The organism is Bacillus sp. MT(2024), from assembly GCF_036362845.1.
GTDB classification, from domain to species: Bacteria; Bacillota; Bacilli; order Bacillales; family Bacillaceae; genus Bacillus; species Bacillus velezensis.
The window spans coordinates 3,065,808-3,080,669 of record NZ_CP143632.1; the positions used below are offsets into that span (position 1 = coordinate 3,065,808).

Annotated in this window: 16 protein-coding genes; 13 read left to right on the plus strand and 3 right to left on the minus strand. The window is 48.5% G+C overall.

The window, feature by feature from the left end:
- Nucleotides 1-25: 25 nt before the first annotated feature.
- The 6 genes from malK to nupQ all read left to right on the plus strand — a co-directional run bounded on the left by malK (nucleotide 26) and on the right by nupQ (nucleotide 7,475).
- Nucleotides 26-1,627, plus strand: a complete 1,602-nt coding sequence (gene malK / locus VP472_RS15280) for a malate sensor histidine kinase MalK (protein WP_003152078.1) — start codon at nucleotides 26-28, stop codon at nucleotides 1,625-1,627.
- Complete coding sequence (locus tag VP472_RS15285; protein WP_003152077.1) at nucleotides 1,620-2,327, plus strand: response regulator; 708 nt, start codon at nucleotides 1,620-1,622, stop codon at nucleotides 2,325-2,327. The genes malK and VP472_RS15285 overlap by 8 nt, the downstream gene beginning before the upstream one ends.
- 401 nt (nucleotides 2,328-2,728) lie before the next feature.
- Nucleotides 2,729-3,802: a BMP family lipoprotein gene (locus tag VP472_RS15290; RefSeq protein ID WP_070082280.1), complete on the plus strand. Its 1,074-nt coding sequence runs from the start codon at nucleotides 2,729-2,731 to the stop codon at nucleotides 3,800-3,802.
- Nucleotides 3,803-3,943: 141 nt separating this feature from the next.
- Nucleotides 3,944-5,476, plus strand: coding sequence for an ABC transporter ATP-binding protein (locus VP472_RS15295; RefSeq protein WP_070082281.1), 1,533 nt, complete (start codon nucleotides 3,944-3,946; stop codon nucleotides 5,474-5,476).
- Entirely contained in the window at nucleotides 5,469-6,515 is a 1,047-nt protein-coding gene (locus tag VP472_RS15300) for an ABC transporter permease (RefSeq protein ID WP_012118308.1), read from the plus strand. The genes VP472_RS15295 and VP472_RS15300 overlap by 8 nt, the downstream gene beginning before the upstream one ends.
- On the plus strand, nucleotides 6,516-7,475 hold the full coding sequence (gene nupQ, locus VP472_RS15305) for a guanosine ABC transporter permease NupQ (protein ID WP_003152071.1): 960 nt from the start codon (nucleotides 6,516-6,518) through the stop codon (nucleotides 7,473-7,475).
- Nucleotides 7,476-7,519: 44 nt separating this feature from the next.
- Here nupQ and VP472_RS15310 read toward each other — a convergent pair whose 3' ends face one another.
- Complete coding sequence (locus VP472_RS15310) at nucleotides 7,520-7,738, minus strand: hypothetical protein (RefSeq protein ID WP_146275399.1); 219 nt, start codon at nucleotides 7,736-7,738, stop codon at nucleotides 7,520-7,522.
- A 242-nt stretch (nucleotides 7,739-7,980) separates the two neighbouring features.
- On the opposite strand from VP472_RS15310, the gene VP472_RS15315 reads away from it, so the two are divergent.
- Genes VP472_RS15315 through mnhG form a run of 7 tightly spaced genes read left to right on the plus strand, consistent with a single transcriptional unit; the run spans nucleotide 7,981 to nucleotide 13,750 of the window.
- On the plus strand, nucleotides 7,981-10,383 hold the full coding sequence (locus VP472_RS15315) for a Na+/H+ antiporter subunit A (RefSeq protein WP_146275401.1): 2,403 nt from the start codon (nucleotides 7,981-7,983) through the stop codon (nucleotides 10,381-10,383).
- Complete coding sequence (locus VP472_RS15320) at nucleotides 10,380-10,811, plus strand: Na(+)/H(+) antiporter subunit B (RefSeq protein ID WP_007613424.1); 432 nt, start codon at nucleotides 10,380-10,382, stop codon at nucleotides 10,809-10,811. Before VP472_RS15315 ends, VP472_RS15320 begins: the two co-directional genes overlap by 4 nt.
- Nucleotides 10,811-11,152, plus strand: a complete 342-nt coding sequence (locus tag VP472_RS15325; RefSeq protein WP_003152063.1) for a Na(+)/H(+) antiporter subunit C — start codon at nucleotides 10,811-10,813, stop codon at nucleotides 11,150-11,152. Before VP472_RS15320 ends, VP472_RS15325 begins: the two co-directional genes overlap by 1 nt.
- On the plus strand, nucleotides 11,145-12,626 hold the full coding sequence (locus tag VP472_RS15330; protein ID WP_146275403.1) for a Na+/H+ antiporter subunit D: 1,482 nt from the start codon (nucleotides 11,145-11,147) through the stop codon (nucleotides 12,624-12,626). The genes VP472_RS15325 and VP472_RS15330 overlap by 8 nt, the downstream gene beginning before the upstream one ends.
- 5 nt (nucleotides 12,627-12,631) lie before the next feature.
- Nucleotides 12,632-13,108 carry a Na+/H+ antiporter subunit E gene (locus VP472_RS15335; RefSeq protein ID WP_070082285.1) on the plus strand — a complete coding sequence of 159 codons (477 nt, stop codon included), beginning with the start codon at nucleotides 12,632-12,634 and terminating at the stop codon, nucleotides 13,106-13,108.
- Nucleotides 13,108-13,392: a Na(+)/H(+) antiporter subunit F1 gene (locus tag VP472_RS15340; RefSeq protein ID WP_012118311.1), complete on the plus strand. Its 285-nt coding sequence runs from the start codon at nucleotides 13,108-13,110 to the stop codon at nucleotides 13,390-13,392. The genes VP472_RS15335 and VP472_RS15340 overlap by 1 nt, the downstream gene beginning before the upstream one ends.
- Nucleotides 13,376-13,750 (plus strand): monovalent cation/H(+) antiporter subunit G, encoded by a 375-nt coding sequence (gene mnhG, locus VP472_RS15345; protein WP_003152056.1) that lies wholly within the window; start codon nucleotides 13,376-13,378, stop codon nucleotides 13,748-13,750. Before VP472_RS15340 ends, mnhG begins: the two co-directional genes overlap by 17 nt.
- Before the next feature lie 39 nt (nucleotides 13,751-13,789).
- Here mnhG and VP472_RS15350 read toward each other — a convergent pair whose 3' ends face one another.
- Nucleotides 13,790-14,173 carry a hotdog fold thioesterase gene (locus VP472_RS15350; RefSeq protein WP_007613430.1) on the minus strand — a complete coding sequence of 128 codons (384 nt, stop codon included), beginning with the start codon at nucleotides 14,171-14,173 and terminating at the stop codon, nucleotides 13,790-13,792.
- 21 nt (nucleotides 14,174-14,194) lie between these two features.
- Nucleotides 14,195-14,839: a two-component system response regulator ComA gene (locus tag VP472_RS15355; protein ID WP_003152052.1), complete on the minus strand. Its 645-nt coding sequence runs from the start codon at nucleotides 14,837-14,839 to the stop codon at nucleotides 14,195-14,197.
- Nucleotides 14,840-14,862 lie beyond the last annotated feature (23 nt).

Consider the following 14,862-nt stretch of genomic DNA (forward strand, 5'->3'; position numbering starts at 1 on the left):
AATGATAAACGTAAGGAAGGCTGTTATGAAAAAAACATTAAAATTGCAAACCCGATTAACGATATTCGTCTGTATTGTCGTCCTTATCGCACTTTGTATCACCTTTTTCACGATCAGCGTCCAGACCGCAGACCGCGTGAAAGAAGAAGAACGGACAACCGCGCTGCGCACCGCAAAGCTGGTCGCGGAAACACCGAGTGTCGCGCAGGCATTGCAAACAAGAAAAGGGCTGAAAGAGCTCCGGAATTATACACTGGATGTCCAGCATACGACAGGAACCGAATTTGTCGTGGTGATGGATATGAACAGCATCCGCCTCACCCACCCCGACGCAAATAAAATCGGGAAGAAATTCACCGGCGGAGACGAACAGCCGGCAATGCACGGCCATATCAAAACGAGCACATCAGCGGGCACTCTCGGAAAATCCATGAGAGCCTTCGTACCGATCTATGGAAAAGATAAAAAACAAGTGGGCGTCGTTTCGGTCGGAATTTCGCTTAACAAAATACAGGATGTCGTCAGCCACAGTTTGAGACCGCTTTATTTCATCATCTGCGTAAGTATTTTTGTCGGCGTCATCGGAGCCGTGATTGTCGCCCGCACCGTTAAAAACATTATGTACGGTCTTGAGCCTTATGAAATCGCCACCCTCCTGGAAGAGCGGAGCGCCATGCTCGAATCAACGAAGGAAGGCATCCTGGCGGTTGACGCGCGGGGAAAAATTAAGCTCGCCAATGCGGAAGCGAAACGGCTTTTTATTAAAATGGGTATTCCGACTAATCCGGTCGATCAAGATGTGAACGATATTCTCCCGAAAAGCCGGCTGAAACAGGTGATTGAAACGAAAAAACCGCTTCAGGACAGAGATATCCGCATTAACGGACTTGAGCTGGTCTTTAATGAAGTTCCGATTCATCTGAAAGGACAAACCGTCGGAGCGATCGCCACGTTCAGAGACAAAACGGAGGTCAAACATTTAGCAGAACAGCTGTCCGGTGTTAAAATGTATGCAAACGCATTAAGAGCCCAGTCTCATGAATTCATGAATAAGCTTCATGTCATTTTAGGGCTTGTCCAGTTAAAAGAATACGATGATCTCGGCACTTACATTAAAGACATTGCCATTCAGCAGAAGACGGAAACAAGCGAGATTATAAGTGATGTCAAAAGTCCGGTTCTCGCAGGGTTTCTTCTGGGAAAACAAAGCTACATACGCGAGCAGGGCGCTGATCTGGACATTCAGCTCGGCAGCCTGATTCCGAATGCGGCGGATCCGGCCGTCATCCATGAGCTCATTACGATTATCGGAAACCTGTTAAACAACGCGCTCGACGCAGTGGCGCAGATGCCGAAAAAAAACATTACGTGCTCGATGCGGTTTCAGGATCGCCAGCTTGATATAGAGATTACGGACACGGGAGCCGGAATGTCTGCGGCAGACCAAGCCCGTATTTTTGAACAAGGTTATTCCACAAAAGGGACAAACCGGGGGTTCGGCCTCTATTTCACCCAGCAGGCAACAGAAAATTTAAAAGGCCATATGATTGTGACAAGTGAAAAGAATGAAGGAACGACTTTCAGTCTTCGCATTCCGTATGAACCGAAGGAGGAAAATGATGATTAATGTACTCATAGTTGAAGACGACCCCATGGTGGGTGAATTAAATAAGCGCTATCTCAGCCAGATTGAAGGATTTCAGCTGAAAGGGATCGCATCATCCTTTCAAAGCGCGCTGCACGTGCTGAGCGAGCATCATATCGATCTCATCCTTCTTGACATTTACATGCCGGGAAAAAACGGGCTTGAGCTTTTAACGGAAATCCGCAAGCAGAATGAATCGGTTGATGTCATCGTCATTTCGGCCGCAAGCGAGCTGGACGTCATCAAAAAAACGCTTCGGTACGGCGCCGTCGATTATTTAATCAAACCATTTGAATTTGACCGCTTTCAAACCGCTCTTTCCGACTACAGACGCAAGCAGAAAGTTTATCAATCACACAGAAGCATGACACAGAAAGAATTGGATGCCGAGCTTTTTCAAAAGAAAGAAGCGGCGGAAAAGGTTCACCTTCCGAAGGGATTGACAAAGAGCACGCTTAAACTCATCTGGGCGAGTATTGAGTCTTTCGGCGACGGCTCTTTTACCACGGAAGATCTCGCCAAGCATACTGAAATCTCGCAAGTCTCCATCCGGAAATACCTTAAATTTCTGGAAGACATACAAGTGCTGAATGTAGAGATGGCGTACGGCACGATCGGCAGACCCGTCTTTCAATATCATATCAACACCGGCAATGTCAGCAGCATCAAACAATATTTATAATGTCAAAAAGCGCCGTTTCGCTGTGAACGGTGCTTTTTTACTGTCATATCCCGTGACAAAAGGCTTGAGATTCCTTTTTGATATGCTATATAAGGATAATGACCCGGCTGATCCTCCTCTGTTTTAACCAGATGAGGAAGCCGATTCATAAAATTGATATTTTTTAAAAAATAAGCAAATTTCTATTTATTTATGGCGGGTAAAATGATAAATTATGATTGGTTAGCAGATCTTTTCAGATAAGTCATAAGTCCCGAACCCGGAAGAGACAGCCGCTCAAGGCGGGAAAAAGAGAGACGTCTCATCATTATTATCAGAAAGTTTTTTCGATTCTGCATCCGGCACGGGGACTCAAATCTGAATTGAACGGCACAGCCATATTTTACAGGGGGGTTATATCTTTGAAAAAACGCAAAATCGGAATGGCGATGGCGCTCATCGCAGCGGCCGGAACCATATTAAGCGCATGCGGTTCAAGTGACAAAGCAAACGGCTCCGGCAGCAAAAACTTTACCGTCGGCATGGTAACGGATATCGGCGGTGTTGATGACAAATCATTTAACCAGTCCGCCTGGGAGGGCATCCAGGCATTCGGAAAAGACAACGGGCTTAAAAAAGGCAAAAGCGGTTTTGACTATCTTCAATCAAAATCAGATGCAGATTATACAACGAACTTAAATAAATTAGCGCGGGAACACTTTGACCTGATTTACGGCGTCGGGTATCTGATGCAGGATTCCATCAGCGAAATCGCCGATCAGCGCAAAGACACACATTTTGCGATCATTGACGCCGTTGTCAACAAAGACAACGTGGCGAGCCTTACATTTAAAGAGCAGGAAGGCTCATTCCTCGTGGGAGCGGCCGCTGCGCTATCGAGCAAAACGGGAAAAGTCGGATTCGTGGGCGGAATGGAGTCTGAATTGATCAAAAAATTCGAAATCGGCTTCCGCGCGGGTGTACAAGCCGCAAATCCGAAAGCGACCGTCGAAGTGAAATATGCGGGCGGGTTTGACAAAGCCGATGTCGGCAAGGCGACGGCTGAAAGCATGTACAAATCAGGCGTTGACGTCATTTATCACGCGGCCGGCGCAACGGGAACGGGCGTCTTCACAGAAGCGAAAAATCTGAAAAAAGAAGATCCGAAGCGGAACGTATGGGTTATCGGTGTTGATAAAGACCAGTACGCGGAAGGCCAAGTCAAAGGCACAAAAGACAATGTCACTCTCACATCAATGGTCAAAAAAGTGGATACTGCCGTGGAGGACTTAACGAAAAAAGCGAGTGACGGTAAATTCCCGGGCGGCAAAACATTAACATACGGTTTGGCGCAAGATGCAGTCGGCATCTCGGATCATAAGGAGAACCTTTCTGACGATGTCATCAAAGCAACAGACGATTGGAAGAAGAAAATCGCGGACGGACTCGTGATCCCTTCAACTGAAAAAGAATTGAAATCCTTCAAGGCTGAGTAAGAACCAGGGGATAAGGAGACTTCCGTGCTTATCCCCTCTCTTTTTTGAAAAGAGCGGTGAAGGAAAAGCTGCATCTCTTGCAGCTTTTCTTTTGCCAAGCTCTTTCTCATCAAAGTATCTCTGAAAAGGAGCGACAAATCGGTGGATTATATCATTGAAATGCTTAATATACGCAAGGAATTTCCCGGAATCGTCGCCAATGATGACGTCACGCTTCAAGTGAAAAAAGGCGAAATACACGCCCTTCTCGGTGAAAACGGCGCCGGAAAATCGACACTCATGAACGTTTTATTCGGCCTGTATCAGCCGGAAAAAGGCGAGATCCGGGTGCGTGGCGAACGCGTTCACATCAACAGTCCGAACAAAGCCAACGATCTCGGCATCGGGATGGTGCACCAGCATTTTATGCTTGTGGATACCTTCACCGTCTCAGAAAATATCATTCTCGGAAAAGAGCCGAAAACTTTCGGCCGAATTGACAGACAGCGCGCCGACCGGGACGTGCGCGATATTTCCGACCGTTACGGCCTGCACATTGATCCGGAAGCCAAAGTTGCCGATATCTCCGTCGGTATGCAGCAGCGGGCGGAAATATTAAAGACCCTCTACCGGGGCGCCGACATTCTCATTTTTGACGAGCCGACCGCGGTGCTGACTCCGCACGAAATTCAAGAACTGATTCAGATTATGAAAAATCTTGTCAATGAAGGAAAATCAATTATCCTCATCACCCACAAATTAAAAGAGATTATGGAAGTCTGCGACCGTGTCACCATCATCCGGAAAGGAAAAGGCATTACAACACTTGATGTCGCACATACGGATCAAGATGAACTGGCAAGCCTTATGGTCGGACGCGAAGTGTCATTCAAGACGGATAAACAGCCGGCCGAACCAAAACAGGAAGTGCTTTCGCTTTCTGATGTAACGGTGAAAGACGCGCGCGGCGTTGAGGCGGTCAAACAGCTCTCCCTCTCTGTCAGAGCCGGTGAAATCGTCGGCATTGCGGGCGTTGACGGAAACGGCCAGTCTGAATTAATTGAAGCCATTACAGGTCTCAGAAAAACAAATGCCGGCACGATCATGTTAAACGGCAAACAGCTCCAAAACATGCCGCCCAGGAAAGTCACTGAAGCAGGAATCGGGCATATTCCGCAGGACAGGCATAAACACGGGCTCGTCCTTGATTTTCCGATCGGAGAAAATATCGTACTGCAAAGTTATTACCAAAAGCCTTACTCTTCTTTTGGCATATTAAATAAACACACGATTTATGACAAAGCGCGAAGCCTGATTGAAGAATACGATGTCAGAACACCTGATGAATATACGCCTGCGCGCGCTCTCTCCGGGGGGAATCAGCAAAAGGCCATTATCGGCCGGGAAGTGGACAGAAATCCGGATCTTTTAATTGCGGCCCAGCCGACGCGGGGACTCGATGTCGGCGCGATTGAATTCGTCCATAAAAAGCTCATTGAGCAGCGTGATGCCGGTAAAGCGGTGCTTCTGTTATCTTTTGAACTTGATGAAATAATGAATCTCAGCGATCGCATCGCCGTCATCTTTGAAGGCAGCATCATCGCAAACGTCAATCCGCTTGAAACAAACGAGCAGGAGCTCGGACTTTTAATGGCGGGTAGTAAGCAAATGGAGGCGGGGAAAACACATGATTAATCGACTTTCTCATCTGGCTGTGCCGCTGATTGCGATCATCCTTGGATTAGCTGCGGGTGCGGTCATCATGCTCGCCAGCGGCTACAATGTCGTAAGCGGGTATTCGGCTCTTTGGAGCGGCATTTTCGGTGAAGTGTATTACATCGGGGAATCGATCCGGCAGATTACGCCATATATTTTGTCCGGATTGGCCGTGGCATTCGCATTTCGGACCGGCCTTTTTAATATCGGGGTTGAAGGACAGCTCCTTGTCGGCTGGACCGCCGCGGTGTGGGTCGGCGCTTCCTTTGACGCCCCCGCTTACATCCACCTTCCGCTTTCATTATTGGCGGCTGCGGCTGCGGGCGGCATTTGGGGCCTGATTCCCGGATTTTTAAAAGCCCGTTTTTTTGTCCACGAAGTGATTGTCACGATCATGATGAATTATATCGCTCTTCATTTAACCAATTATCTCATTTCCGATGTCATGACGGACCACCGGGACAAAACAGACAAAATTCATGAAAGCGCGTCGCTCCGCTCCCCGTTTTTAGAGCAGCTGACAGATTACTCCCGCCTTCATTGGGGCATTCTGATCGCTCTGTTTGCGGCAGTCCTCATGTGGTTTATCATTCATAAAACAAAAAGCGGATTTGAATTCCGGGCTGTCGGCTTTAACCAGCACGCCGCACAATACGCCGGAATGAGCGTCAGAAAAAATATGATGTACGCCATGATGATTTCCGGCGCCTTCGCAGGGCTTGCCGGCGCGATGGAAGGACTCGGAACCTTTCAATATGCGGCGGTTAAGGGCGCCTTTACCGGCGTCGGCTTCGACGGCATTGCGGTTGCGCTTCTCGGCGGCAGCACGGCAATCGGCGTTGTTCTGGCGGCATGTCTTCTCGGCGGCCTTAAAGTCGGGGCATTAAATATGCCGATTGAATCCGGGGTGCCTTCTGAAGTCGTTGACATCGTCATCGCCATTATTATTTTGTTTGTGGCATCAAGCTACGCCATCCGTCTCATCCTTGATAAATTGAAGAAAAAGGGGGCGAAGTAAGTGGACTTCCTGCAGATTTTATCCATTATTGTCCCGGCAACACTCGTATATGCGGCTCCGCTTATTTTAACCGCTCTCGGCGGCGTGTTTTCTGAAAGATCGGGGGTTGTCAACATCGGTCTTGAAGGACTGATGATTATCGGCGCCTTTACAAGCGTCATGTTCAACTTATTTTTCGGACGCGAGCTTGGCGCCGCCGCTCCGTGGCTCGCCTTGGCTGCGGCTATGATTGCCGGCGGACTGTTCTCACTGATCCACGCGGCTGCCGCGGTTTCTTTCCGCGCCGATCAGACGGTAACCGGTGTGGCGATCAATATGCTCGCGTTAGGAGCAACACTGTTTATCGTCAAGCTGATTTACGGAAAGGCGCAGACTGATAAAATCCCGGAGCCCTTTTACAAAACGAACATTCCCGGGTTAAGCGATATTCCGGTTTTAGGAAAGATTTTCTTTTCTGACGTATATTATACGTCGATTTTAGCCATCGTACTGGCCTTTGTTTCCTGGTTTATTTTATTCAAAACGCCGTTCGGCCTTCGCATCCGTTCTGTCGGGGAACATCCGATGGCGGCCGATACGATGGGAATCAACGTGTTCGGCATGCGCTATATCGGCGTCATGATCAGCGGGCTGTTCGGCGGGCTCGGCGGCGGTGTATATGCTTCCACGATCGCGCTTGATTTCACGCACTCCACCATTTCCGGGCAAGGCTTTATCGCTCTCGCCGCGCTTGTTTTCGGCAAATGGCATCCGATCGGCGCGCTCGGGGCTGCGCTGTTCTTCGGGTTTGCGCAGAGTTTGAGCATTATCGGCTCGCTTTTGCCCCTGTTCAAAGACATTCCGAATGTATACATGCTGATGGCTCCTTACATTCTGACCATTCTCGCGCTTGCCGGCTTCATCGGCCGAGCGGATGCGCCTAAAGCCAACGGCATCCCTTATATTAAAGGAAAACGCTGATTGCCACACAAAAAGAGTTCCGCACCCTGGTGCCGGAACTCTTTTCATCTATATACGATTCTGATATACTCACGCGGCTGAAACGGCGTTTGCATTGATTCAGCCGCACTCAGCTTGTCTTCTGCGTATTCCGCACCGAGAAAAAAACGCTCCCAATCATCTGCCTCCGTCTGCTGCAACGTTTTGCAGAAATCATCCGCTATGAATGTTCCTGCAATAATAGAACAAAATATTCCAATACAGGCCGCCGCCTTTCTCTTCATCTGACCAGCTCCTTTTGTAAAGCTTGATCTGAAATAGAAATGTATATACAAAGATCCGGATATTTGATAAATTTATTTTGGGTTCAAAAGACCACAAAAACACAAAGAGGAATACATTATGCCGTAGCAGGGTAAAAAAAAGTGCGATATAATTTGTACTGGGTCCTATGACCGTGAATTGATTGATTCATTCTTACATAAAGCAGTTGCTTGATGAAAAAACAAGCAAAGGAGGTCTTCTGTTGCAGCTGTTACATTTCGCGATTTTGGCGCCTTTTTTATTTGCATTTATCGTTCCCTTTCTTTATAAACGGGTAAAACAAGTCCATACAGGCTGGTTTGTGCTGATTGTGCCCGTTATGCTGTTTGTTTACTTTATCAGCAAGCTCCCTGTCACAATGGCTGGGGAAACCGTCCGGTATGCGGCCGAATGGATTCCGTCCCTCGGTATTAACTATACCGTTTATATTGACGGACTCGGGCTGTTATTCGCTTTATTGATTACGGGCATCGGCTCTTTGGTGACGCTTTACAGTATTTTTTACTTATCGAAGGACAAAGAAAAGCTCGGCCCCTTTTATGTGTACCTGCTGATGTTTATGGGCGCGATGCTCGGCATTGTGCTCGTCGATAACGTCATCGTGCTTTATATGTTCTGGGAGCTGACAAGCCTGTCATCCTTCTTATTAATCGGGTATTGGCATAAGCGGAAGAAATCACGCTACGGGGCGGAAAAATCACTGCTGATTACCGTCGGCGGCGGGCTGTGCATGCTCGGCGGCTTTATCCTGCTGTATCTGATGACGGATTCTTTCAGTATCAGGGAAATGGTCAACCAGGTGCATATTATCGCAGGCCATCCGTTCTTTATTCCGGCGATGGTTCTCCTGTTATTGGGGGCCTTTACGAAATCAGCGCAGTTTCCGTTTTATATCTGGCTGCCTGATGCCATGGAGGCGCCGACTCCTGTCAGCGCCTATCTGCACTCGGCTACAATGGTGAAAGCGGGTATTTATCTGATTGCCAGATTCAGTCCGGTTTTTGCTTTTTCACCCGTCTGGTTTTGGACGGTTGCCTCAGTCGGTCTGATCACGATGGTATGGGCTTCCTTTAATGCGATTAAACAAACCGATTTAAAAGCGATTCTGGCATTTTCCACAGTCAGCCAGCTCGGTATGATTGTATCGATGCTCGGCGCAGGAGCCGCCGCGCTTCATTATCAGCATTCAGAGTATTTTACGGCGGCTGTCACCGCGGCTGTGTTTCACTTAATTAACCATGCTACTTTTAAAGGAAGTTTATTCATGGCGGTCGGCATTATCGACCATGAAACGGGAACGCGGGATATCCGCAGGCTCGGCGGCCTGATGGCGCTTATGCCGGTAACGTTTACCGTTTCACTGATCGGAACGTTTTCCATGGCCGGCCTCCCTCCGTTTAACGGCTTTTTAAGTAAAGAAATGTTCTTTACAAGTATGCTGCGGATTGCTCATGCAGATATTTTCAGCCTGGATACGTGGGGCGTGCTGTTCCCCGTTCTCGCATGGATCGGGAGCGTCTTCACTTTCATCTACAGCATGAAGCTGTTTTTCAGAACGTTCAGCGGCGCGCGTAAATCTGCTCAGCTTGAAAAGACGCCGCATGAAGCTCCGCTCGGCATGCTGATTTCGCCGGTGATTCTTGCCGCTTGCGCCGTCAGTCTGTTTTTTGCCCCGAACGTTTTGTCTTACAGCCTGATTGAACCGGCGATGAACTCCATTTATCCGGCTCTGTTAACCGGCGGAGATACATTCCATGTCCATATTTCCCAGTGGCACGGGGTGACGGCTGAGGTAATGATGACCCTCGGCATCATCATTGTCGGCACGATCGGTTACGTAACGCTGTCTAAATGGGAGCGTCTGTACGGTCTGTTTCCGAAAAAACTGACGCTGAACAAGCTTTACGATGCGGTGACGGGCAGTATGGAAAAAAGATCTTACCAGCTGACGTCATCTTATATGACCGGATTTTTGCGGGATTATCTGCTGTATATTTTTGCGGCGTTTATCATTCTCATCGGAGCGGCGTTCGTCATGAAAGGCGGCTTTTCCATGACAGCGAAAGGAATGGCTGAGATCGGCCTGTATGAAATCGTGCTGTCCCTCGTTATGGTGAGCGCAACGATTGCGACTGTGTTCGCCAAATCGCGGCTGACGGCCATTATCTCACTCGGTGTTGTCGGGTACACACTCGCGCTGTTTTTCGTGATTTTCAGAGCGCCCGATCTGGCGCTCACGCAGCTTGTCATTGAGACGATATCCGTCGCCTTGTTTCTTCTTTGTTTTTACCATCTGCCGAAAATGCGGCGGAAAAAGAAGACAAGAACATTCCGGATGACGAATTTTATCATTTCTCTCGGTGTCGGCGTCATCGTGACAATGCTCGGAATCGCGTCTTCCAGCGAAAAAACAAAAGACAGCATCTCCTCCTTTTTCACCGCTTACAGCCATAAGCTCGGGGGAGGAAACAATATCGTCAACGTCATCCTCGTTGATTTCAGGGGATTTGACACGATGTTTGAAATCACGGTGCTGTCGATCGCCGCACTCGGGATTTACGGCATGATCAGAACAAAAGTAAAAGAGGAGGGAGAAGAGCGTTGAGACAGCAAAAAACAAACGACATCATCCTTCAGACGGCAACGAAGCTTGTATCTTTTATCATTCTGCTTTTCTCTTTCTATTTATTTTTATCGGGGCATAACGCTCCCGGCGGAGGATTTGTCGGCGGACTGATTACGTCTTCGGCCATCGTGCTGCTGCTTTTGGCCTTTGATTTAAAAACCGTCAAATCGATTTTGCCCGTCAATTTTATTTATGTGGCGGGCGCGGGTCTGCTTATCGCGATTGCAACGGGTGCAGGTTCGTTCTTATTCGGAGCGCCCTTTCTCACCCATACATTCGGCCATTTTCATCTCCCGGTGCTCGGGAATACGGAGCTTGCGACGGCCACTTTGTTTGATTTAGGTGTGTATCTCGTTGTTGTCGGCGTGACGATGACCATTATTCAAACGATTGGAGAGGAAGAATAGTGGAAATCTTAATGTCTGTCATTGCCGGTATTTTGTTTATGGCGGCAACCTACCTGCTGCTTTCTAAAAGTCTGCTGCGCGTGATTATCGGCACCGCGCTTTTGAGCCACGGCGTCCATTTGCTGCTCCTGACCATGGGCGGACTGAAAAAAGGCGCTCCTCCCATACTGGGCGGAAAAAGCACATCGTTTGTCGATCCGCTGCCGCAGGCACTCATACTGACGGCGATCGTTATTTCGTTCGGCGTCACGTCCTTCCTGCTTGTGATGGCGTTTCGCGCCTATCAGGAACTGAAAACGGATGATATGGATCGAATGAGGGGAAATGATCAACATGAATAACTTTGTGATATTGCCTATTCTGGTGCCGCTGCTTGCCGCAGTGCTGCTGATTTTTATGAACAGGCACGTGATGCTGATGCGGATATTCAGCACTGCCGCTTCCTGTGTCTCCATCGTCATCAGCGCCGCTCTCGTTCAGACGGTTTTCACACACGGGATTCAGACGCTGACACTCGGCGGCTGGAAAGCGCCGTACGGCATTGTGCTCGCCGCGGATCAGCTCGCCGCACTGCTTGTTTTGACAACCGCCATAATCGGGCTGCTCGTCATCCTGTACTCCTTCCGCTCCATCGGGAAAAAAAGGGAGCGCGCTTTCTATTATTCAGGGGTGCAGTTTCTTCTGGCCGGCGTAAGCGGAGCGTTTTTGACGGGTGACCTGTTCAACATGTACGTCTTTTTTGAGCTTCTGCTTATCGCGTCCTACATGCTGATCGTGCTTGGCGGAACGAAAATTCAATTAAGAGAATCATTGAAGTATATCGTGTTTAACATTGTGTCATCCGCGTTTTTTGTCATCGGCGTCGGTTACTTATATGCGGTGACGGGCACGCTGAATATGGCTGATCTAAGCGTAAAAATAAGCGAATCGGGCCAGACCGGGCTGATAACCGTGATCGGCGTCCTTCTTCTCGTCGTTTTCGGTTTAAAGGGCGGGATATTCCCGCTGTATTTCTGGATGCCGGGCTCTTATTACGCCCCGCCGGCTGCAATTTCGGCTTTATTCGGGTCTCTTTTGACGAAAGTCGGCCTGTATGCCATTTTAAGGGTATTCACCCTGATCTTTATTCACGATACGGGCTTTACCCACCAATTGATGATGTGGCTTGCGATGCTGACGGTGCTATTCGGCGTAATCGGATCTATCGCCTTTTCGGATGTCATGAAAATCGTCATCTACAATATTATTACAGCCGTCGGCGTGATTTTGTTCGGCATTGCCATGAACACGCCGGCCTCCATTCAAGGAGCGGTTTATTACTTGATTCACGATATGCTGATTAAAGGAGCGCTGTTTATGCTTGCCGGCACGCTTATCGCATTGACAGGCACTGCCAGCCTGCATAAAATGGGCGGACTGATCACCCGTTATCCCGTTTTAGGATGGATGTTCTTTATTTCAGCCATATCTTTGGCCGGCATCCCGCCGTTCAGCGGATTTGTGGGCAAGCTGAAGATCGCGGAAGGCGGGTTCGATAAGGGGGAAACATTGTTTTCCATATTGATTCTCTTATCAAGCCTGCTTGTGCTCTATTCCGTGCTGAAGGTTTTTACGACGGCTTTTTGGGGGGAAGAAAAAGAAATCCCCGGCGCAGGCGGACGGTCCGCAAAAGGACTTCTTTATCCGGCAGCCGCTTTTCTCCTTTTGTCGCTTCTGTTCGGGCTCGGAACCGAATGGGTTTCACCGTATGTCAATCAGACGGCTGAGAATCTGCTGAATCCGGAAAAATACATTGAAGCTGTTTTGAAGGAGTAGATGGCATGGCTTTTCAACTATTATTAAATGTTCTTCTCGCTGTTTGCTGGATGTTTCTCACAAACAGCCTCAGCACGGCGGGTTTTATAACCGGATTTATCGCGGGCTTGGCGGCGCTGTTTTTTTTCCGGCGCTTCTTCTCGCGGCCGTTTTACATTTGGAAAATATGGTCAGTCATCAAACTGATGCTGATCTTTATAAAGGAATTATATTTGGCCAATGTCAGCGTGCTGAAAACCGTTATAGCGCCGAAACTGAACATCCGCCCGGGCATTTTCGCGTTTAAGACGGAATTGACGGAGGATTGGGAGATCACACTGCTCTCGCTGTTAATTACTTTAACACCGGGTACGCTCGTGATGGATATCTCCGATGACCGGTCGATTCTCTATATACACGCCATGGACATTGAAGATGCGGAGAAAGCGATCCATGACATCCGCGTCTCTTTTGAGAAAGCCATTCAGGAGGTGAGCCGCTGATGTTTACGTTTATTCTGCAATTATCACTCGGCATTATGGCGGTTTCGACTCTTCTGTACGTCATTCGCGTCATAAAAGGGCCAACGATACCGGACCGGGTCGTCGCGCTTGATGGGATCGGCATTAATCTGATTGCCATGACCGCACTTGTATCCATTCTCTTAAACACATCGGCCTTTTTGGACATCATTCTGCTGCTTGGCATTTTATCGTTTATCGGCACGATTGCCTTTGCTAAGTTTTTGGAGAAAGGAGAGATTATCGAAAATGATCGAAATCGTTAAATGGGCCGTCGCCGTTTGTATTCTGATGGGATCGCTGATCTGCCTGGTCGCGTCTTTCGGCACACTCAGGCTTCCTGATGTGTATACGCGCGCCCACGCCTCTTCAAAAGGCTCGACACTCGGCGTTAATTTGGTATTGCTCGGGGTGTTAGGCTACTTGTGGATGCTGACCGGAGAAATTTCTGTAAAAATACTGCTCGGCATCATTTTTATCCTGCTGACGGCGCCGGTCGGAGCGCACCTCATATGCAGGGCCGCGTACAATTCAGGAGCGGCGCTTGATAAAAGAAGCGTTCAGGATGATTACAAAGGGATCAGAAACTTTGTGATCAAACGAAAAGAAGATTCATATTTGTAAAAACAAACAGCCGGACGATTCAGGGTTCCGGCTGTTTGTTTATTTTGTTATAACAGCCAGCGTGCAGCGGGAAACACAGATCAGCCTTTCTCGTTCATCGAAAATGTTAATCCCGTACACAATGGTTGCCCTGCCTGTGTGAACGGGTTCCGCTATCGCCGTGACCGTTCCGCCCTCTTTCACGGACTTTAAATGATTGGCATTAATCTCAAGCCCGACACACGCCTGTTTCGACCGGTCGATAAAATGCTGGGCCCCGACACTTGCAACAGTCTCCGCCAGCGCTGCTGACGCGCCCCCATGCAGATATCCGAAAGGCTGCACCGTCCTCTTATCCACCGGCATCACCGCCACGCATCTCTCCGGCGTGTTTTCAGTGATTTCAATACCGAGTGCGCCGAGCAATGTATTGTTCAGATTCATAGGTCATTCTCCCTTCAAGATTTATAGTACGTTATCTGACTTGGCGATCAGCACCGCTTCAGTTCGGGAGCCGACATTCAGCTTATTAAAAATGGATGTCAGGCTGTATTCAATCGACCGCTTGCTTAAGTGAAGCGCATCTGCGATTTCCTGATTGGTCAAACCTTTTTCGACCTCTTGGAGAATATGGCGCTCTCTCGGGGTTAAGCGATCCTGCTCACTTTGAGGGGAAGAAGACGTTTTTGTTTTTTGCTGGGTCATCAGCTGTTTGAAATAGGAGAAATCAACTAAAATCTGTCCGTTCAGCACATGATATATGTATTGCATGATTTTCTCTTTAGATTCGGTTTTGCTGATGGCGCCATGCAGGCCCGCGCGGATGGATTCTTCAAAATAATCTTCAACCTCATAGCCTGTGTAGACAATGATTTTGCAGAGAGGATTCTCTTTTAAGATTTTCTTGGAAAGCTCTATGCCGCTGATGTCATCACCCAGATTTAAATCCATTAATATGAGATCGTAAGCTGAAAAATCATGCCGGAGAACGAATTGTTCACTGGCATCAGGACTAAGGCAATCGACAGAAAGATTCGTGTCCGTTTCCAGAATCGTCTTGGTGCCCTCCATGACAGCCGGATGATCATCAATCACTAGTATCTTTTTCATGGTTTCCTCCCTTTTACTCACTC